At 67.7% G+C, this 20,688-nt stretch carries 19 protein-coding genes and 1 pseudogene; 11 read left to right on the forward strand and 9 right to left on the reverse strand.

Annotation, left to right across the window (positions count from 1 at the left end; all coding sequences use genetic code 11):
* The first annotated feature begins 33 nt into the window (after positions 1–33).
* Entirely contained in the window at positions 34–1,185 is a 1,152-nt protein-coding gene (locus DAT37_RS36485) for an acyl-CoA dehydrogenase family protein (protein WP_109529503.1), read from the forward strand.
* 97 nt (positions 1,186–1,282) lie between these two features.
* The gene (locus DAT37_RS36490; RefSeq protein WP_109529504.1) at positions 1,283–2,449 is read left to right on the forward strand and encodes a thiolase family protein; all 1,167 of its coding nucleotides are present in this window, start codon (positions 1,283–1,285) and stop codon (positions 2,447–2,449) included.
* Positions 2,450–2,510: 61 nt separating this feature from the next.
* Here DAT37_RS36490 and DAT37_RS36495 read toward each other — a convergent pair whose 3' ends face one another.
* From DAT37_RS36495 to DAT37_RS36515, 5 genes are all read right to left on the reverse strand, one after another.
* Entirely contained in the window at positions 2,511–3,143 is a 633-nt protein-coding gene (locus tag DAT37_RS36495) for a TetR/AcrR family transcriptional regulator (protein WP_109529505.1), read from the reverse strand.
* A gap of 46 nt (positions 3,144–3,189) precedes the next feature.
* Entirely contained in the window at positions 3,190–3,951 is a 762-nt protein-coding gene (locus tag DAT37_RS36500) for a 3-hydroxyacyl-CoA dehydrogenase (RefSeq protein WP_109529506.1), read from the reverse strand.
* Positions 3,952–3,970: 19 nt separating this feature from the next.
* Positions 3,971–4,942: an NAD(P)H-dependent flavin oxidoreductase gene (locus tag DAT37_RS36505; protein WP_109529550.1), complete on the reverse strand. Its 972-nt coding sequence runs from the start codon at positions 4,940–4,942 to the stop codon at positions 3,971–3,973.
* A gap of 8 nt (positions 4,943–4,950) precedes the next feature.
* On the reverse strand, positions 4,951–5,715 hold the full coding sequence (locus DAT37_RS36510) for a crotonase/enoyl-CoA hydratase family protein (protein WP_109529507.1): 765 nt from the start codon (positions 5,713–5,715) through the stop codon (positions 4,951–4,953).
* Between the two features lie 154 nt (positions 5,716–5,869).
* Positions 5,870–6,229 carry a hypothetical protein gene (locus DAT37_RS36515; protein ID WP_157978875.1) on the reverse strand — a complete coding sequence of 120 codons (360 nt, stop codon included), beginning with the start codon at positions 6,227–6,229 and terminating at the stop codon, positions 5,870–5,872.
* Between the two features lie 327 nt (positions 6,230–6,556).
* Between DAT37_RS36515 and DAT37_RS36520 the strand changes: the two genes are divergently transcribed.
* The 9 genes and pseudogenes from DAT37_RS36520 to DAT37_RS36560 all read left to right on the forward strand — a co-directional run bounded on the left by DAT37_RS36520 (position 6,557) and on the right by DAT37_RS36560 (position 13,904).
* A complete protein-coding gene (locus tag DAT37_RS36520) occupies positions 6,557–7,423 on the forward strand; it encodes an SDR family NAD(P)-dependent oxidoreductase (RefSeq protein ID WP_109529509.1) in 867 nt (288 codons plus the stop codon).
* A gap of 1 nt (position 7,424) precedes the next feature.
* On the forward strand, positions 7,425–7,667 hold the full coding sequence (locus tag DAT37_RS36525; protein WP_109529510.1) for a ferredoxin: 243 nt from the start codon (positions 7,425–7,427) through the stop codon (positions 7,665–7,667).
* Positions 7,664–8,896 (forward strand): cytochrome P450, encoded by a 1,233-nt coding sequence (locus DAT37_RS36530; protein WP_109529511.1) that lies wholly within the window; start codon positions 7,664–7,666, stop codon positions 8,894–8,896. The genes DAT37_RS36525 and DAT37_RS36530 overlap by 4 nt, the downstream gene beginning before the upstream one ends.
* Before the next feature lie 188 nt (positions 8,897–9,084).
* Positions 9,085–9,693, forward strand: a complete 609-nt coding sequence (locus tag DAT37_RS36535) for a TetR/AcrR family transcriptional regulator (RefSeq protein ID WP_109529512.1) — start codon at positions 9,085–9,087, stop codon at positions 9,691–9,693.
* A 107-nt stretch (positions 9,694–9,800) separates the two neighbouring features.
* Positions 9,801–10,397, forward strand: a complete 597-nt coding sequence (locus DAT37_RS36540; protein WP_109529513.1) for a TetR/AcrR family transcriptional regulator — start codon at positions 9,801–9,803, stop codon at positions 10,395–10,397.
* 197 nt (positions 10,398–10,594) lie between these two features.
* Positions 10,595–11,379: pseudogene (locus DAT37_RS36545) on the forward strand (enoyl-CoA hydratase-related protein).
* 116 nt (positions 11,380–11,495) lie between these two features.
* Positions 11,496–12,284 carry an SDR family NAD(P)-dependent oxidoreductase gene (locus DAT37_RS36550; protein WP_109529514.1) on the forward strand — a complete coding sequence of 263 codons (789 nt, stop codon included), beginning with the start codon at positions 11,496–11,498 and terminating at the stop codon, positions 12,282–12,284.
* Between the two features lie 21 nt (positions 12,285–12,305).
* Positions 12,306–13,217 (forward strand): alpha/beta fold hydrolase, encoded by a 912-nt coding sequence (locus DAT37_RS36555; RefSeq protein WP_109529515.1) that lies wholly within the window; start codon positions 12,306–12,308, stop codon positions 13,215–13,217.
* Positions 13,218–13,253: 36 nt separating this feature from the next.
* A complete protein-coding gene (locus DAT37_RS36560; RefSeq protein WP_109529516.1) occupies positions 13,254–13,904 on the forward strand; it encodes a TetR family transcriptional regulator in 651 nt (216 codons plus the stop codon).
* A gap of 72 nt (positions 13,905–13,976) precedes the next feature.
* Here the strand turns inward: DAT37_RS36560 and DAT37_RS36565 are convergent, their stop codons facing one another.
* The 4 genes from DAT37_RS36565 to DAT37_RS36580 form a co-directional block, all read right to left on the reverse strand.
* Entirely contained in the window at positions 13,977–15,464 is a 1,488-nt protein-coding gene (locus DAT37_RS36565) for an aldehyde dehydrogenase (protein WP_109529517.1), read from the reverse strand.
* A 13-nt stretch (positions 15,465–15,477) separates the two neighbouring features.
* A complete protein-coding gene (locus DAT37_RS36570; RefSeq protein WP_109529518.1) occupies positions 15,478–16,302 on the reverse strand; it encodes a mycofactocin-coupled SDR family oxidoreductase in 825 nt (274 codons plus the stop codon).
* 478 nt (positions 16,303–16,780) lie between these two features.
* Complete coding sequence (locus tag DAT37_RS36575; protein WP_198654616.1) at positions 16,781–19,195, reverse strand: CaiB/BaiF CoA transferase family protein; 2,415 nt, start codon at positions 19,193–19,195, stop codon at positions 16,781–16,783.
* A gap of 31 nt (positions 19,196–19,226) precedes the next feature.
* On the reverse strand, positions 19,227–20,675 hold the full coding sequence (locus tag DAT37_RS36580) for an aldehyde dehydrogenase (RefSeq protein WP_109529520.1): 1,449 nt from the start codon (positions 20,673–20,675) through the stop codon (positions 19,227–19,229).
* Between the last annotated feature and the right edge of the window lie 13 nt (positions 20,676–20,688).

The following is a 20,688-nucleotide window of genomic DNA, read 5'->3' on the forward strand; positions in this document are numbered from 1 at the left end:
CGGGAACGAGAACCCGATACGGGAAGGATTACGTTGAAGACAGACCTTTTCGAGGCCGACCACGAACTCTTCGCCGCGACCGTACGCGGATTCGTCGAGCGCCACGTCGTGCCGAAGATGGAGAAGTGGGATTCCGAGCGCCTGATCGACCGCGAGACCTGGCGCGCGGCGGGCGAACAGGGTCTGCTCGGGCTCTCGGTTCCCGAGGAATACGGCGGCGCGGGCGAGACCGACTACCGCTTCCGGGTGGTCATCCAGTCCGAGATCGCCCGTGTCGGCGCGTCGGCGTTGCAGTCCGGGTTCTCGACCAACGACGACATCGTGCTCAACTACCTGCTTCGACACGCGAATGCCGAGCAGCGTCGGCGGTGGCTGCCCGGCTTCGTCACCGGTGAGACCATCGGCGCGATCGCGATGACCGAACCGGCCGCGGGCAGCGATCTACGCGCGATCCAGACCACGGCGGTCGCCGACGGCGATTCCTGGGTGATCAACGGTTCCAAGACCTTCATCACCAGTGGAATCCTGGCCGATCTGGTCATCGTCTTCGCGGTCACCGACCGCGAAGCGGGTTCGCGCGGGTTCAGCCTGTTCGTCGTGGAGGACGGTACGCCGGGCTTCGGCCGCGGACGCAAACTCGACAAGGTCGGTCTGCACGCCCAGGACACCGCCGAATTGTTCTTCGACAACGTCCGCGTTCCCGCCGCCAACCTGCTCGGTGAACTCGGTCAGGGCTTCGGCTACCTGATGCAGAGCCTGCCGCTGGAACGACTCGGCATCGGCATCGCCGCGCAGGTGTCGGCCGAGGCCGTACTCGGCTGGACGCTGGACTACGTGCGTGAGCGGACCGCCTTCGGCAAGCACATCGGCGAATTCCAGGGACTCGGCTTCACTCTCGCGGAATTGCAGACCGCCGTGGAAGTCTCACGCGCCTACCTCGACCGGTGCGTACGCGAGTTCAACGCGGGCACCCTCACCGCCGTCGACGCCGCCAAGGCGAAACTCTCGGCGACCGAGTTGCAGGGCCGGGTGATCGACGCGGGCGTCCAGATGCACGGCGGCTACGGCTACATGATGGAGTACCCCGTCGCCAAGGCCTACATCGACGCTCGCATCCAGCGCATCTACGGCGGCACCAACGAGATCATGAAGCAGATCATCCACCGGGACCTGCTGCGTTCCTGAACCTCGACGTTCCTGAACCTCGACCGCGACGGCGGCACGGGTATCGCCCGCGCCGCCGTCCGCGCATATCACCCGTTATTGTGGAGAGGAAGATTTCATGACCACCGCAGTCATCGTCGACGCGATCCGGACCGCGTCCGGAAAGGGCAAGCCGGGTGGGCAACTGTCGGGTATCCATCCGGCACAGTTGCTCTCGACCGTGCTGGCCGGACTGATCGAACGGACCGGCCTCGACCCCGCACTGGTCGACGACGTCATCGGCGGTTGCGTCGGCCAGGCGGGCGAGCAGGCACTCAACATCACTCGCAGCGCCGTGCTCGGGGCCGGATTCCCGGAAGCCGTGCCCGCCACCACGATCGACCGCCAGTGCGGATCGAGTCAGCAGGCCGCGCATTTCGCCGCGCAGGGAATCGTCGCCGGCGCCTACGACATCGCCATCGCGTGCGGTGTCGAATCGATGAGCCGTGTCCCGATGGGGACGGCCACCCTCGGCCGGAACGCGTTCGGGCCCGCCGTGGCCGCCCGCTACCCCGAAGGGCTCGTGAACCAGGGCGTCTCGGCCGAACTCATCTCGGCGCGTTGGAAATTCGACCGCGCCACCCTCGACGAGTTCTCCGCCCGATCGCACGCCCGCGCCGCGGCCGCCGACTTCTCGAGCGAGATCCTGCCGATCGATATCGACGGCGGGCAGGCCACCGGCGACGAGACCGTGCGACCGAGCACGACCGCCGAAGGCCTGGGCGGGCTGAAGCCGTCGTTCTACTCCGAGGAGATCGCCGCGCGGTTCCCCGAGATCGAATGGAAGATCACCCCGGGAAACTCGTCCCCGCTCACCGACGGCGCGTCGGCCGTGCTCATCATGAGCGAGGAGAAGGCACAGGCGCTCGGCCTGCGCCCGCGCGCCCGTTTCCACACCTTCGCCGTCACCGGCAGCGATCCCCTGTTGATGCTCACCGGCGTCATCCCGGCGACGCGGAAACTGCTCGCCAAGTCCGGACTGGCGATCGATGACATCGACGCCTACGAGGTCAACGAGGCGTTCGCGCCGGTGCCGCTGGTGTGGCAGCACGAATTCGGCGCCGATCCCGAGCGCCTCAACCCGCGCGGCGGCGCGATCGCCCTCGGTCACCCCCTCGGCGGCTCGGGCACCCGCCTGCTGACCACCCTGCTGAATCACCTGGAGGCCACCGATGGCCGCTACGGGCTCCAAACCATGTGCGAGGGCGGCGGAATGGCCAACGCCACGCTGATCGAACGGCTCTAGAGCACGAAACCGTGCGAGCCCGAGTCGGATACACCGTCTCGGGCTCGCACTGTCTTCTCGGCTATTCGCCGACGCGATGTTCGGCGCCGACGGCGCGCAGCGCGATGCCCGCGTACCGATCCGCCAACTCACGCGGCCGCAGCGTTCCCTCGGGGCGATACCACCGACCGATCGACTGACACATGCCCAGCAACGCACGCGCGGTCTCGTCCGGCTCGGGCGCGACGAATTCGCCCCGCCGCACACCGCTTTCGATGATCTCGACCATCAGCGACTCGATATCCTTGCGCCGGGCGGCATACCGTTTGCGGTTGTCCGCGGACAGATGGCGCGTCTCCGGGTCCAGCGCGGCCATCTTGCTGCGTACCGTCATGTGCAGCACGATCGCCTCGACGACGCAGGCCAGCCGTGCCGCGGGCGCGTCACCCGCGCCCTCGGCCGCGGCACGCACCCGTCGGTGCAGATCGCTCGTGCTCAGTTCGAGCAGAGCGACCAGCATGCCCTCTTTGCTGTCGTGGTGGTAGTACAGGGCGGGAACGGTCTGCCCGACCCGGCGGGCGATCTCGCGCACCGTCGTGCCGTAGAAGCCGTGTTCACAGAACACGTCGAGGGCCGCGGACAGGATCGGGCTCAGATCGAGATCGCCGACCCTGCGCCACTGCTGCTCCACGACATCGTCACTGCGTCGACCCATGAAACTACCTATCGCATCGGAGTGCGGACAGCGCGACGATACCGGCTCAGCGCGGCGCCATACGGATGGCGCCGTCCAGGCGGATCGTCTCACCGTTGAGCATCGGGTTCTCGACGATATGGCGCGCCAGCGCGCCGTACTCGACCGGATCGCCGAGCCGCGACGGGTGCGGAACCTGCGCGCCGAGCGACGCGACGACCTCGTCGGAGGCGGTGGCGAACAACGGGGTGTGGAACAGTCCCGGCGCGATCGTCACGACACGGATCCGCAGGCTCGCCAGATCGCGCGCGACCGGCAAGGTCAGGCCGACGATACCGCCCTTGGACGCCGAGTAGGCCGCCTGCCCGATCTGGCCGTCGAAGGCCGCGACCGACGCGGTGTTGATGATGACACCGCGTTCCTCGCCGAGCGGCTCGGTCTTCGAGATGCGCTCGGCGGCGAGCCGGATCACGTTGAAGGTGCCGAGGAGATTGACGTTGATCACCCGGCTGAAATCGGCGAGCGGGAAGGCGCCCTGCTTGCCGACGGTCTTGATCGCGTTGCCGATTCCCGCGCAGTTCACCGCGATGCGCAGGTCCCCCAGCGCCGAGGCCTGGTCGAGCGCGGCGGTGATCTGCGCTTCGTCGGTGACGTCGGCGGCGGCGAATACCGCGCCGTCGCCGAGTTCCTTCGCGACCGTCTCGCCCGAGGAGGAAGGCAGGTCGACGATCACGACCTTCGCACCCTGGCCGTGCAATTCGCGCACGGTGGCGAGGCCGAGTCCCGATGCACCGCCGGTCACCACCGCGACCGCGTTCTCGATCTTCACTGTTGAATCCCTTCTGTGGTTATCGCACCGCGGCCGCGAGGCGGCCGTTGATGAGTTCCGCTGCCTGCGTGACGATCCGAGTGATCAGCTCGGCAACGGTGGGTACGTCGTGGATCAGACCCTGGACGATGCCCGCGGTCCAGATACCGAGTTCGAGATCGCCGACCTCGAAGACCTTGCGCCCCCGCGCCCCGGCGACCAGTTCGCGCACGGCGTCGAAATCGCCGCCCGCGCCGAGGGTCTCGACGACCTCCCGGCTGACCGAGTTGCGCGCGACCCGCGCGGTATTGCGCAGCGAGCGGAAGATCAGATCGGTATCGCGTTCGGTGGCCTCGACCAAGCGCCGCTTGACATTCGCGTGCACCGGCGCTTCCCGGGTGGCCAGGAATCTGGTGCCCATGTTGATGCCGTCCGCGCCCAGGGCCAGCGCGGCGACCAGACCGCGGGCATCGCCGAAGCCGCCGGAGGCGACCATCGGGATGGTGATCTGTTCGGCGGCGGCGGGAATCAGCACCAGGCCGGGGATATCGTCTTCGCCGGGGTGGCCCGCGCATTCGAAACCGTCGATCGAGATGCCGTCGACACCGAGCTGCTGCGCCTTGACCGCGTGCCGCACACTGGTGCACTTGTGCAGAACCTTGACCCCGCCCGCGTGGAACGCCGGCAGGTGTTCGGCCGGGTTGAACCCCGCCGTCTCGACCACCGTGATGCCGGAATCGATGACGGCGTCACGGTATTCGGCGTACGGCGGTGGGTTGATCGACGGCAGGATCGTCAGGTTCACCCCGAACGGCCGGTCGGTCATCTCACGGCAGCGCGCGATCTCGCGGACGAGATCGTCGGGGGTCGGCTGGGTCAACGCGGTGAGGAATCCCAGCCCGCCCGCGTTCGCGACCGCCGACACCAGCTCGGCACGGCCGACCCACTGCATGCCGCCCTGCACGATGGGGTGTTCGACGCCGAAGACGTCGCAGAATCGGGTCCGGATCATGCCCGTCGTCACCGTCCCTGCCACTGCGGAGCACGTTTCTCGGCGAACGCGCGAGCGCCTTCCTGCGCGTCCTGCGAGGCCAAGACCTTGGCGACAGCCTCTCCCTGCGCGGTGAATGCCTCGGCGTCGGTCCACCGCACCGCGCCCGCGATGATCTGCTTGGTCGCCCGCACCGCGAGCGGCGCGTTCCGGGCGATCTGCGCGGCCAGGTCACGCGCGTCCGACAGCGCGGCGCCCGGTTCGGAGACGATATTGACCAGGCCGTGGCGGTGCGCGTCCTCGGCGCTCAACGGCTCACCGGTCAGCGCGATCTGCATCGCCAGCTGGTAGGGCAGCGTCTTCGGCAGGCGCAGCAGTCCTCCAGCCGCCGCGACGAGACCGCGCTTGACCTCGGGGATTCCGAACTTCGCGGTACGCGAGGCGACGATCAGATCGGCGCTCAGGGCGAGTTCGAAACCGCCCGCGAGCGCCCAACCCTCCACCGCGGCGATCAACGGCTTGCTCGGCGGCCGTTCGACCAGACCACCGAAACCCCGCCCACGGATCATCGGATTCTCGCCTCGAACGAAGGCCTTCAGATCCATTCCGGAGCAGAACGTTCCACCGGCTCCGGTCAGGATGCCGATCACCAGATCGGATCGGCTCTCCAGTTCGTCCACCGCTGCCGCGATGCCCTCGGCCGTCGCTCGATCGATCGCGTTGCGCGCCTCGGGGCGGTTGATCGTGATCACCGCGACGCCGTCACCGAATTCGGTCAGAACCGTGTCTGTCATGCGTTTCCTCCTTGTGCCGTCGCCGCGCCGCGCACTGGAATCGCGGCACGGTCGTGGGCCCGACGTCAGGTTATCCACTTAGCGAGCGATAAGTAAATACAGACGGGCCATTCCGTCCAATTATCTATAACTGTTAGGTTGATGGTCGCGCGGCTCAGCCTCGGACCGACCAGAGCCGCGCGCACGGCAGCGGCGGCATATCCGGATGGACGTCGCGGTCGATGACTATCTCCGAATCGCCGCGGGCGCGCATGCGATGCGCGAACGCCTCGGCCGCTGACCGATCGCACTGGAAGTCGAGCATCATGCCCGTCGATTTGAACATCACCCGCAGGTGGCAGCGGCGCGAATCCAGCACATACCGGCCGACCGCGACGAGGAATTCCAGCGCCGCGGCCCGTTGGGCGCACGCGGAACCCCTCCAGTGGGCGTGCCGCTGCATGATGCGGTGCGCGGTGCGAACGGTCAGCGCGGACGGTCGTGTCGCGCACACCGACTGCATGACTGTGCTCACGTGAATCGCCTCCGAGGCGTGGGAGCCCGCCGGGACGTGGGAAGCGGCGGGACCAGGGCAACCATGCCCCGATCAACCCCAGAGTAGTGACGAATAACAGGAAGCGTCAGTTGTCTCGCACCGAGAGCTGCTGACAAATTACGATTGACGTCACACGTCCAGTGCCGTACGTTCGACTGTGAGGCACAGCACTCTCGCCATCCGCTCAGCGATGGATCCCGCCCCGGCCCGGGCGCGCCATCTCGGACCCGACTGCTGCGTCTTTCCCCCAGCGACGATCCCGCGGGACCGGTCGTATCAATTCCCTCGACAGCGGAGTAACAACCCATGAAGCTCGAAGGCAAAGTCGCCATCATCACCGGAGCCGGATCCGGTTTCGGTCGTCAGTGTTCCCAGCTCTTCGCCTCCGAAGGGGCGAAGGTCGCGGTCGTCGACATCGATTCCGATCGCGCGGCACAGACCGTCAAGCTGGTCGAAGAACAGGGCGGAACCGCCATCGCGCTCACCGCCGATGTCGCCGTCGAAAGCCAGGTTCAGGCCGCCGTCGCGGCCACGCTGGAGGAATTCGGCAAGCTCGACATCATGTTCGCCAACGCGGGTGTGGTGTCCCGTGGCGGCGTTCCTTCCGTCGCCGGTGGCGAACAGGTCGATTTCCAGGATCTCACCGACGCCGATTGGCAGCACGTGCTCGGCGTCAACCTCAGCGGCGTCTTCTACTCCGCCAAGGCCGCCGTCCCGGCCATGCGCGCGAACGGCGGCGGCACCATCCTCGCCACCTCCTCGGCCGCGTCGCTTGTCGCCTACCACAACATCGCGCTGTACTCGGCGACCAAGGCGGGCGTGAACGGTCTCGTGCGCGGCCTGAGTCTGGATCTCGGGCAGTACGGGATTCGTGTGAACGCGATCGCGCCGACCCACGGCATGTCGCCGAACTTCCTCATGCCCGCCGGTTCGCCGGTCGTCGGCCAGTCCTACGAACAGGTCGCGGGGCCGTGGGACTCGTCGATCTCTCCCATCCCCCTCAAACTCGACCGGCCGCCGACACTCGTCGACAACGCCAAAGTCGCACTGTTCCTTGCCTCGGACGACTCCGCCTACATCTCCGGGCTGGTTCTGCCCGCGACCGACGGCGGCACCATCTCCCGCGTGGGTATGTGGTTCGCCGAGGACAAAGGCTCACCCGGAGATCTGTGACATGACCGACGATCCTGCTCGTCTTGTCGTCGACCGTCACGCCTGCGCCGGTCACGGCATGTGCTACGCGGTCGCCCCGGCGCTCGTCGAACCCGACGAGCAGGGCGATCCGGTCGTACTCGTCGACCCGATATTCGCCGAACAGTTGGGCGACGCCGACACCGCCGTCTCCGTCTGCCCCGAACGCGCGCTCTCACTGACGCACGCGTCGCAACTCTCCGATCTCGAGGAACAACCGCGATGACCACTGCCGCTGAAGTACCCCCCGACCTCGTCGTCGACTTCGATGTCTACGACCCGTCACTCGCGTTCCCGGTCGACAACGTCCAGGAACATGTCGCCGCACTGGCCGCGAAAGGCCCCGTGGTCTATTCGACCGCACACGGCGGCCACTGGATCGTGACCAGGTACAAGGAGATCCACGAGGTCCTGCGCGACTCCGAGACGTTCTCCAGCTATCCGAACAACCTCGTGACCACGACGGCCGGGTTCGGCAAATTCATCCCGATCGAGCTCGACCCGCCGGAACACACCGGCTACCGTCTCGCGCTGCAACCGCTGTTCAGCCCGACCCGCATGAAGGCGCTGGAGGAGGATATCCGCGGCGTCATCAACGAACTCATCGATGGATTCGCGGGCAAGGGTGAGGCGGAGTTCATCTCCGAATTCGCGCACGAACTGCCCACCCGGGTCTTTCTGGCGCTGATGGACTGGCCGATCGAGGACGCGCCGGTATTCACCGACGCGACCGATGTCATCCTCACCGGCGTTCCCGGCGCCAGCGAGGAGGAATCCAACCGGGCGCGCGGCGAGGCCGCGTTCAAGATGCTCGGTTACTTCCAGAACATGATCAACGAACGTCGACAGAACCCGGGCACGGATGTGACCTCGCAGCTCATCCACACCGAGTTCCAGCTCGAAGGCGGCAAGCGCCTGCTGACCGACGAAGAACTCAACCGGATGTTCTTCCTGCTGCTCATCGCCGGGCTGCACACCGTTCAAGGCTCGCTGGCCTGGAGCGTCATCCATCTGGCGAACAACCCGGATCGGCGGCAGCAGATCATCGACGACGACAGCGTCATCCCGACCGCCGTCGAAGAGATCCTGCGGATCGAGGCCGCGGTGGTCCCCGGCCGTAGAGCAACTCGCGCAACGGAATTGGGCGGCTTCCCGATAGCCGAGGGCGATCAGCTGATCCTCATGCTCTGCTCGGCCAACCGAGATCCGGAGGAGTTCGAGGATCCCGCGGAACTCGATCTCTACCGGTTGCCGAACCGCCATCTCTCGTTCGGCGCGGGCGCGCACCGCTGCATCGGATCCCATCTCGCGCGCATCGAACTCAAGCTGGCGCTCGAGGAGATCCACCGCCGCATCCCGGACTACGACCTCGTCGAATCCGATCCCCCGGTGATGCACTCCAGCCAGGTCCGCGGATGCACCCGGCTACCGATCGTCTTCACGCCGGAAGGCTGATACAGCACGACATCCGGAGGCGCGACGATTCCATCTCGTCGCGCCTCTTTCGGCGGCACGGGCCGGTGGCCACGGCCGACACACGACACGACGCCCCGTCTTGGTGGACGGTGAACGTCCGATGTAATACGGGTATCGTCAAGTGGGCGCTGGGTCCGCAATCAATCCCGTGGAGGGCAGGACAAGACATGGCTCGACGTAACAGCAACGTGCTCAGCGGAGACGTCGAGGAAGCACGCGGGCAGATACTCGAGGCAGCTCAGTCGACCTTCCTCCATTTCGGTGTCGCCAAGACGACGATGGACGATATCGCGAAGGCCGCGGGAGTGTCGCGGCCGACGATCTACCGGTACTTCCGCGACCGTGACACCCTCATCGCCGAATTGATCCGGCTCCGCGCGCGCAAACTCTTCGTACGCGGGACGAAGTACGTCTTCGAACGCGAGCATTTCAAGGACCAACTCATCGACGGGCTCATCTATCTGGTCGATCACGGACGCAAGGATCCGCTCATCCGCCTGATCGTCAGCCCGGAGCACATGGACCTCGCCGCGGCGGTGATCGGCACCTCCCAGCTCGCGAGCAGTCTCACCCTCGAGATGTGGGCGCCGATACTCGACCAGGCCCGCGAACGCGGGGAGATGCGGGCCGAGATCGACAACGAGAAGGCCTGCGAATGGCTCGGTCTGGTCCAGCTCATCCTGGTCGGACGTTTCGACTACGACGACCCCGCCGACCCGTCGCACCGCCGGATGCTCGAGACATTCGTCCTGCCGTCGTTCGTTCCCGCGTCCTGATTCCATCGCATCGATAATCTAAAGGTCATCGATAAAGCTGGCAACCCCGCGGCCGGTCGACGACGACGCCCACCGACCGGCGTCGCTCGACCGGTATCGTCCCCGAGGTGCGCGCAGAGACCGGCAACGAGACGAATCCCGACGCGGCCTCCGCGATCCTGACCGCGGCGGAAACCTGCTTCGAGCGCTTCGGGATCGCCAAGACGACCATGGAGGACGTCGCCAGAGCCGCCGGACTGTCCCGGGCTACGGTCTACCGCTATTTCGCCGACCGGGAAAGTTTGATCATGGCGTCGGTCGTCCGGCGCGCCCGGATGAACATCGAGCCGGCGCGCGCGCACATCGCCAAGTGGCCCACCTTCGAGGAACGCATCGTCGAAGGCATCTGCCACAACGTCAGCCGGGGCCGCCGCGATCCCATGGTTCACCTCCTGGTCTCACCGGAGGAGATGTCGTTGTCCAACCGGCTGCTCAGCGCCTCGGGCGCGGCGATCGAGCTGACCTACGAACTCTGGGGGCCGATCCTGACCGAGGCACAGGAGTCCGGTCGGATGCGGACCGATATCGACGTGCGCCTGTTGTGCGAATGGATCGCCGAGATCGAGATGATGTACATCAGCCAGCTCGGTGACGAGGACGGCGCGTTCGACCGATTCCGCGAGAAGATTCGCAGTTTCTTCGTTCCCGCACTGCTGCCGCGCTGAGCGATCGGGCTGTGACGACGCCACCGGAGCCGCACACGGGACTTATCTAAACGGTGTAGATTATGGTGGCGTCGGCGCGCGTCGGTACGGCCGCTCGCGCGGCGACGATTCCCCGAGGGCGCGACCACATGGGTCTTCCGACAACCCGTTTCGCCGCCGGCGCGCGCGTTCTCGCCCGACAGACGAAGGAATATCGCATGACCACCGACCTCCCCGGCGTCGAGACCACCCTCGTGGACGGCGTACTGACGGTGCGAATCGATCGCGCCGAACGCATGAACGCCGTCACCGTCGAGACCCTCGACCGCATGGCGGACACCTTCGAGAAGTACGCCTCGGATCCGAGCGCGCGCGTGGCCGTGCTCACCGGAACGGGCCGGGCCTTCTGCACCGGGGCCGACCTGACCACCGTCGGCGAGCTCAGCGGTCCACCGTCGCCCGACATGATCGACGCCGCCAATCGCACCGTCGCCGCGATCCGGGCCTTCCCACGCCCGGTGATCGGGGCCGTCAACGGACCCGCCGCGGGCGCGGGCGCGTCGCTGGCGCTCGCGTGCGACTCGTCGTCGCCACCGAATCGAGTTACTTCCTGCTCGCGTTCACCCGGATCGGATTGATGCCCGACGCGGGCGCGACCGCGCTGGTCGCCGCCTCCGTGGGCAGGGCGCGCGCCATGAAGATGGCGCTGCTCGCCGAGAAACTCCCGGCTCGCGAAGCCGCGGCGATCGGCCTGATCGCCGAGGTCTGTCCCGACGACGAATTCACCGCGGCGGTCGATGCCGTCGCCGCGCGACTCGGCGCGGGCCCCGCCGAGGCCTTCCACGCCACCAAGGACGCGATCAACGACGCGACACTCGGGCAACTCGACACCGCTTTCGGCCGTGAACGCGCGGGCCAGCTCGAACTTCTGGCCGGGACCGAGTTCGCCGAAGGGGTGGCCGCGTTCGAGGCGAAGCGCGAGCCGGTCTTCACGAAAGCATAAACCTTAAGTAGTTAGATTAACTATTTGCCGTCTATATACCTTATGTTGTTAGGTAATAGTGCGGATATCCCGCACTCGCCCCTGCGACCGACATTCGGAGAGTGGAGCATTCCGGCATGAGCACGACGACACGATCCGAGGCCGAATCCGTCCTCGACCTGTTCCGCCTGACCGGCTCCGTCGCGGTGGTCACCGGGGCGGGCAGCGGCCTGGGCGCCGGGTTCGCCAGGGCTCTGGCTGAGGCGGGCGCGGATATCGTGGTCGCGGGCCGACGCCGGGCCGCCCTCGAATCGGTGGCCGCGTCGGTGACCGAACTCGGCCGCCGATGCCTGGTCGTGCCGACCGATGTCACCGACCCCGAGCAGTGCGCCGCGCTCGCCGACGCGGCGGTCACGGAGTTCGGTCGACTGGACATCCTGGTCAACAACGCCGGCGTGACCCATGCCGCCCCCGCCACCCGCGAGAAGCCCGAGGACTTCCGGGCGGTGATCGAGGTGAACCTGCTCGGCGCCTACTGGGCCGCGCAGGCGTGCGCCCGGGTGATGGGCGAAGGGTCGAGCATCGTCAACGTCTCGAGCATGCTCGGCCTGATCTCCTCGGCGCTGCCGCAGGCGGCCTACGCGTCGAGCAAGGCCGGACTCATCGGACTCACCCGGGACCTGTCGAAACAGTGGTCGGGCCGAAAAGGCATCAGGGTCAACGCGATCGCACCCGGTTTCGTGGACACCGACATGATCGGCGAGATGCCCGCCGAGACGCTCGCCGAATTCCTGCGAGGCTGTCCACTGGGGCGGAGCGCGACCCAGCGCGAGATCGATGCCGCCGTCGTCTTCCTGGCGAGCGCGGCCGCCAGCTACATCACCGGATCCACGCTCGCCGTCGACGGCGGCACCTCCGGACACTGACAGCGCGAAGGTGAACCAGCGGTGACGATCACAAGCACACTCCTACGACTACCCGGTGACGGGGTGACCCTGGCAGCGGAGCGATGGGACCCCGAAACCACGACGCGCAAAGGCACGATCCTGCTGCTGCACGGCGGCGGCCAGACCCGCCATTCGTGGCAGCGAACCGGCCTGCGGGTGGCGGAGAACGGCTGGCGGGCCTTCGCGATCGACGCGCGCGGCCACGGCGACAGCGAGTGGGCCGCGGACGGCGATTACAGTCCGGACTCGCACGCGCGCGACCTCGCACGCGTCGTCGCGTCGCTCGACGAGCCGCCGGTTCTGGTCGGCGCGTCGATGGGCGGAATGGCCGCACTGCTCGCCCAGGCCGCCGACCCCCACCTCGGCCGCGCGCTGATACTCGTCGACATCACTCCGCGGGCCGAGCCGGAGGGACTGGCCAAGATCCACGCCTTCATGCGGAGCGGGCTGGCGGGATTCGACACGCTCGCCGACGTTCTCGCCGCGGTCGTCGCCTACAACCCGAACCGCACGCGCGCGCCGCGCGTGGAGGGGTTGCGCAAGAACCTGCGGCTGCGGGACGGCAAGTGGTACTGGCACTGGGACCCGCGGCTGCTCGAGCATCGCGAGAACGGCCCCGAGCAGGCGGAGGCCAGCGAGATCCGCGCCCGCGCGGCCGCGCGAGCGATCACGGTTCCCACCCTGCTGATCCGCGGCGCGCAATCGGAGGTGGTGAGCACACAGGGCGCCGACGACCTGCTGACACTCGTTCCCGGCGCTCGCCACATAGAAGTCTCCGGGGCCGGGCACATGGTCAGCGGCGACGACAACGATGTCCTCGGCGCCGGACTTCTCGACTTCTTGGCCGACTGCGTGCCGCCGATCGCCACCGCGCCCGGCGATGACTACGATTTACCTCACCGCGCTAGGTAATCCGGCCGAGCGCGCACTGTCGACCGAAAGCGTGACATGCCTCGACCGTCGAAGCCTCTGATCAGCCGTGCCTCCACGGTCGCGGCGTCCATCGAGATCATCGACTCCGAAGGACTCGATGCGTTCAGCATGCCCAGGCTCGCCAAGTACCTGGGAGTGCAGGCTCCTTCGCTCTATCACCATTTCGCCGACAAGTCCGAGATCCTCGCCGCGGTGGCCCGCCAGATCGCCGGTGCCGGACCGATGCCGCGCCGCCGCCCCGGTCCCGATTGGCCCGAATACTTCGTGACGCTGGGCCTCAACCTGCGCAAGTCGATCCTGCGCCACCGCAATGCCGCCCCGATCCTCATGCGGTATCTCCCCCGGGATCTGCTCATCGACACCTACGAGGAGACGGCCCAGTTCCTGGAGGCGTCGGGTGTCCCCCTCCGACTGCACGTGCAGATCCTCGACGGCATGGAACGGTTGACCATCGGCGCCGCACTGACCGAGGCGATGCGTCCGACAGGTACCAGAGCGATCTTCCCGAACGTGGATCGCGAGTTGCAGCCGACGCTCACCCGCGCGATCAGCGCGAACGAACTCACCTCGAAACAGCTGTTCGAGGGGATGATTCGCAGTTTCCTGCACGGCGTGATGCGCGAGACACCCGAAACTGCTTCCGAGACGGCCGAACTCACCGTCTGATCGGAATACGCCGGGCACGAGAACGCCCCCGGAGAATTCTCCGGGGACGTTACGCGTTCGGTGCGCCGACCGTTATTGCGCGGGCATGTGCACGGTCTTGATCTCGAAGAACTCCTCCAGTCCCTCCACGCCGCCCTCGCGGCCGACGCCGGACTGCTTGTATCCGCCGAACGGCAGGGTGAAATCGATGACCGAGCCGTTGACGCTGACCGTACCGGTCCGGATCCGCTGCGCGAGGGCGTAGCCGCGATCCAGATCCTCGGTGTACACCGCGCCGGACAATCCGTAGATGGAGTCGTTGGCGATCGCGACGGCCTCGTCCTCGTCCTCGTAGGTGATCACCGAGATGACCGGACCGAAGACCTCTTCCTGGGCGATCCGCATATCGTTGCGCACGCCGTCGATCAGGGTGGGCGCGACGAAATAGCCGTGGTCGAGTCCCTCGGGGCGACCGCCGCCGACGACGACCTTCGCGCCCTCGGCCTCGGCCTCGGCGATGTAGCCGAGGACCCGATCGAGGTGGCGTTCACCCGCGAGCGGGCCGAGGAAGTTGGTCGGCTCCCACGGATTTCCGATCGGCAGCGCGGAATAGGCCGCCGCCAGCGCCGCGACCACTTCGTCGTGGCGCTTGCGGGAGACCAGCACCCTGGTCAGCGCGATGCAGGCCTGTCCCGATTGCAGGCAGCCGCCCATCGGCAACGATTGCAGCACGTGGTTCAGATCGGCGTCGTCGAGGATGACGGCCGCGGATTTTCCGCCCAGTTCCAGCGAGACCCGCGCGATCCGCTCACTGGCCAGCGCCGCGATGCGACGGCCCGCGGCGGTGGAGCCGGTGAAGGTGATGTGGTCGACGTCCGGGTTGGCGACCAGCGTCTCGGACACCTCGCGATCGGCGATCAGGACGCTGACCACGCCCTCGGGAATACGGCCCTCGGCGACGAGTTCGGCGATGATATCGGCGAACACGGCGGGCGACAGCGGTGCGTCCGGGGCGCCCTTGAGGATCACCGAACATCCGGCGGCCAGCGCGGGCGCCACCTTGAAGGAGATGGTGCCGACCGGGCCGTTCCACGGAATGATCGCCGCGACGACGCCGTTGGGCTCCTTGAGAATTCGCGAGATGCCGCCGTCGGCGCGGGTGCGATCCTCGCGGACCTCGAAATCGCGGGCCTCGGCGGCGACCGCGCGGAACAGACCCGCGGTCATCTGCTGGGTGGGCGCGCTCACCGAGACCGGAATGCCGACCTCGAGCACACCGATCGTCGTCAGTTCCTCGACTCGCTGCTCGAGCCGGTCGGCGATCTCGTCGAGCACGTCGGCGCGCTCGGCCATCGTCTTGGACGCCCACGCGCCCGCGTCGAACGACGCGCGCGCGGCGGCGACGGCCCTGGCGACGTCCTCGACGGTGGCGCTGCGAATCCGGGCGGCCCGCTGTTCGCTCCACGGGTCGATCAGATCGATCCAGTCCTCGCCGCTGGATTCGACCCAGCGGCCGCCGATGAAGACCTGCTCGCGGTCGGCGACCCGGGGCGCCGTGGACGTGATGTCGGTGATGCTCATGTGTCGGCCCTTCTCAGCGGTTGTTGTAGCCGGCGTCGACGGGCATGGTGATGCCGGTGACGTATCGGGCTTCGTCGGAGGCGAGGAACAGGATGGCGTTGCTGATGTCGACCGCCTCGACGAGTTCGACCGGCATGGGGTTCTTGTAGGCGTCGTCGTTGGCGACGTCGGGGTTGGCGTTGACGAAAGCGCCGTACTCGGCGTTCGCGACCATCGGGGTGTCGACGCCGGTCGGGTGCACGGTGTTGACCCGGATGAAGTGTTTGGCGAGTTGCTTGGAGTACAGGCGCATCAGGCCGACGACACCGTGTTTGGCCGCGGAGTAGCCCGCCTGTCCCGGAAAGGTGTTCAGTCCGATACTCGTCAATCCGGCCGCCGAACTGGTGATGGCGATGGACCCGCCCGCACCGCGTTCGATCATGCCGGGGACGGTGACCTCCAGCGTGTGCCAGACACCGGTCAGCATGGTGTCGATCGCGTCGTGCCAAGCCTGCGGCTCGACGCCCTGATCGATGACGGGCATGATCCCGGCGTTGGCGATCACGGTGTCGACGTGGCCGAACTGCTCGATGCCCGCGTCGTAGGCGCGCTGCACGTCCTCGCGCTTGCGCACATCCCCGACCACGGTGACGATCGAGCCGCCGACTTCCTTGACCAGGCGCTCGGTCTCGGCCAGATCCTCGGGGGTGGCCATCGGGTAGAACACCGAGGGGATCTGCTCGCAGATGTCGATCGCGACGATCGATGCGCCCTCCTCGGCCAGCCGGATCGCGTGCGAGCGCCCCTGACCGCGCGCTGCTCCCGTGATGAAGGCGACCTTGCCATCGACTCGTCCCATGACTGTCCTCTCGCTTGTTGATCCACTCCACCCGGCGGCGCTGTGCGGGAAACGCATGGCAGCAGCGGGGGGCTTTCCGGAGCGAGGGGCGGGTGCCGTACGGCATCTCTCGCGCTCCGGCTTTCGCGCCTCGACTGTTCTGTGAGGCGGGCCACTCGACCCTATAGCAGTGACTTACATCTCGTCAACGAAAAACAATATTCGTTCTTTGTCTTTTGTTGGATGTTCGATCGCGCGCGGCCCGAGGGGGTCGCGTCGCCACCGACATCGGGTCGACCGACACATTTAATCTAATGTCATTCGGTTATCGCCGCAATACCCGTGCCCACCGGACGCACGGATCCGAACGGTCCGCGCGCGGGAAGCTCCGGTTCTCGGACATGCTCCGGGAACGCCCGTCACCGGCGAATAGTGTTCGCCGACAGCTGAGTTCGTGGACTCACCCTGCTTCGCGCGGTGGGCGTATCGGCCGATCGCGCTACCCGGCGACCACCGGTCGCGGCAGCGCGGGATCGTCGGCCGGTGGCTGAAGCACCCCGGCGCGAACCAGGTCGTCGATCTCCTCGACACCCATGCCGAGCAGTTCGGCGCAGATCGACCGGGTCTGCTCACCCGCGAGCGGGGCGGGCCGGGTGGGCGGGTCCGCGATCTCGGCGAAGGCGGCGGCGCGCGCGGTCGCGGGCAGCCCCGCGCGCAGCAATGCGTGCTCGACCGTCGTGTAGGTGCCGCGCTCGGAAAGGTGTGGATCATCGAGCAGCTGCGGCAACCGCAGCATCGCCCCCGCGGGCACACCCGCCGCCTGCAACATCGCCGACGCGGCCAATGGGTCGCGCTCGCGCAGCCAGGCGGCGACGGCGGCATCGAGCTCGGCCCGGTGGGCGAGACGCCCGGCCGTCGTCGCGAATCGCGCGTCGGTCGCCAGATCCGCGCGACCGAGCACACCGCACAGGGCGGTCCACTCGCGGTCGTCACCCACGGTGACGACGCACCACTCGTCCTCGCCCGCGCAGGCATACACGCCGCCGGGCGCGGTGTAGGGGTCGGCGTTTCCGGTCGCGGTCACCGTGCCGGGACGCAATCCCTCGGTCACGAGTTGGACGCCGAGTTGCACCAATGCCGTATCCGCCTGCGCCACCTCGATATTCGCGCCACGACCGGTTCGAATACGGCCGATAAGCGTGGCGAGCACGGCGGTCGCGGTGATGTGGGCGGCGATGTGATCGGGGTAGACGGTGGAACCGTCACACAGCAGTTCGGCGTCGTCGGGATAGCGCCACAGCGCCGAGACCCCGCAGGACGCGCGCACCAGCGGCCCGTAGCCGAGCCGGGTGCGCCACGGGCCCGAGCCGCCGAACGCGCTCGACTCGGAGACGACGATGCCGGGATTGATCCGCGCCAGCGCCTCGTAGGACAGCCCCATCGAGGCCAGGGTGCCCGGCTTGAAATTCGCCAGCACCACATCGGCGTTCGCGACCAGGCGGCGAAAGATGTCGGCCCCCCGCGCACTACGCAGGTCGAGTCCGAGACTGCGTTTGTTGCGATGCCCCCAGGCCACCGACGCGGCCAGTGCCGCACCTCGTTTGGACTGGCGCAGGCCGTCCGGGAAATTCGCGTTCTCGATCTTGATCACGTCGGCGCCGTAGTCCGCGAACTGTCGGCTCAACTCGGCGCCGAATACGATCACGCCGAGATCGAGCACCCGCAATCCGGCCAGCGGCGCGAGTTCCGGGCCAATGTCACCCACCGCGACGTCGGTTTCGCGCGCGGGGTCGACGGTATCGTCGTGTTCGCCGAGTTCGGGTGCCCTGCGACGGAATCCGGCGCGTTCACCGTCGATCGAGACATATCCCGACGGCACCCGCGCACGGTGACCGGGGGCGATCTCCACGTCGACCAGTGAGCCGGAGGCGGCGAAATGTTCGGCCTCGAGCACTTCGGTCAAGGTGTGCACGCCGCCGACCGGAACACCGCGTCGCGCCCCCTCGGCGACCAACTCCCGCTGGGTGTGATCGGCGAACAGTCGCTCGATCAGCGGGTGCAGCGTGGCGGCCGCGGCGAACCTGGCCGGAATCGTGTCGTATTTCGGATCGGCGAATTCCGCAGGCTCACCGAGCCATTCGAACATGCCGCGCCACTGGCGCCGGGCCAGCAGACAGATACGGACGTGGCCGTCCCCGCACGGGAACACCGGGTAGAAATCCGCGGCATCGGGCCGGTTGCGCGGAAAGTCCTCCGAACGCCCCGCGGCGGCCGACCCCTGGGTGCCGAATCCGGGGTCGAATCCGTGCACCATCGCTTCGAAGGCCGACAGGTCGACCGTCTCTCCCCGACCGGTGCGCAGGCGACGGTAGTAGGCGAGCAGCGCGGCCCACGCGGCGTGCGCGCCGACCGTTTCCTCGACCAGGCCGACCGGCGGCAGCAGTGGCTCGGCGCCGGGAGCGCCCGAGCGGGACAGCACCCCCGACAGCGCGTACAGCACCTGTTCGCTCGCGGCCCAGTCCCGGTAGGGGCCGGTCTGTCCGAAGCCGGTGATCGACACCCAGACCAGCGCGGGAGCGAGGGCACGCAGATCGGCCGCGCCGACTCCCCTGCCGTCGAGCCCTCCCGGTCCGAAGGATTCGACGACGATATCCGCGCCGAGTGCGAGCGCGCGCAATCGGTCACGTCCCTCGGCATCGTCGATGTCGAGTGTGATGCTCAGTTTGTTGGCATTGCGCAGTGCGAACGGGATGCTGACCCCGTCGACGACGGGTTGCGCGGTGCGCGAACGTGATCCGGCCGATGGCTCCACGCGGATCACCTCCGCCCCCAAGTCCGCGAGGTATCGGCCGCAGGATTCGCCGAGACCGTCGGTCAGGTCGAGAACGCGGATCCCGTTCAGCGGAAGTGCCATCATCTGCTCCGTGTGATCGTGCGGTGTGCTGTCAGCGGGTTGCGAAGTAGACGGACTTGGCGCTGTAGTAGGGCGCCAGTCCCTCCGGGCCGAGTTCGCGTCCGAGCCCGGAAGCCTTGACGCCGCCGAAGGGCGCGGCCAAGTCGAGCGCGTAGTGGTTGACTCCGACGGTGCCGCTGTGAATCCGGTCGGCGATCGCCAGTCCGCGTTCCTCGTCGGTGGTCCACACGGTGCCGCCCAGGCCGTATTCGGAGTCGTTGGCGATCGCGACGGCCTCGTCCTCGTCGCCGTATTCGGTGATGGTCAGTACCGGGCCGAAGATCTCCTCCTGCGCGATCCGCGCCGCGTTGTCGACTCCGGCGAAGACGGTCGGTTCGACGAACCACCCGAGGGTTCGGTCCGGGGGTACACCGCCGCCGGTCGTGACGCGATAGCCGGCGGCTCGTCCGGCCTCGACGTAGCCGAGCACCCGCTCCCGTTGCGCCGCGCTGACCAGCGGGCCGATCTGCGTCGCCCGGTCGAGCGGATCGCCGATCACCAGGCCGCGTACCGTCTCGGTCACCAATTCGACCACCCGCGAATACGATTCGCGCGGCGCGAGGATCCTGGTGCCCGCGTGGCAGGTCTGGCCGTTGTTGACCAGCGACACCTCGAGCAGGTTCGCGGCGAACAGGTCCAGATCGGCGTCGGCGGTCACGATGGACGCCGATTTGCCGCCGAGTTCGAGCGTCACCGGACGCAGCAGCCGACCGCACACCTCGCCGATAGCGCGACCCGCGGGGGTGGATCCGGTGAAGGCCACCTTGGCCACGCCGGGATGCCGGACCAGGTACGCACCGGCCTCTCGGCCTGCGGGCACCACGTTGAGCACACCCGCGGGCAGACCGGCCTCCAGTGCCGCATCGGCGAAAACGAAAGCGTCGAGCGATGTTTCGGGTGAGGGCTTGAGCACCACGGTGCAGCCCGCCGCCAGCGCGGGGGCGATCTTCATCGCGGCGAGGGATTGCGGATAGTTCCACGGCGTGATCGCGGCGACCACGCCGACCGGTTCACGCCGCACCACGGTCCGGCCGCCGAACGCGCTCGGGCGGACATCGTCGACATCGGCACGGCGGATCAGGTCGGCGTAATACGTGACCATGAGACCGGGCGCGTACCCGTTGACCCCGACCGACAGCTTGATCGGCATGCCGTTCTCGCGGCTGGCGAGTACGGCGGTCTGCTTGGCCCGAGCGTTCAGCGCGGCCGCGAACCGGTCCAGGTGGTCGGCGCGCCGCGCGGGCGACAACGCCCGCCAGGTGCCGAGCGCCGCCCCCGCCGCGGCGACGGCGGCATCGATATCGGCGGTGCCCGCCATCGCGGCACGACCGAGCACCTTCTCGGTGGCGGCCTCGATCACGTCGAATCCGTCGGCGAGTTCCGGGGCGGTCCACTCGCCACCGATGAACAACTCCGGCCGGTCGAGGGTGTTGGTGTGCATATCAGTCCTTGGC

The sequence above is a fragment of the Nocardia aurea genome (genome assembly GCF_003123685.1).
In the GTDB taxonomy this organism is placed as follows: domain Bacteria; phylum Actinomycetota; class Actinomycetes; order Mycobacteriales; family Mycobacteriaceae; genus Nocardia; species Nocardia aurea.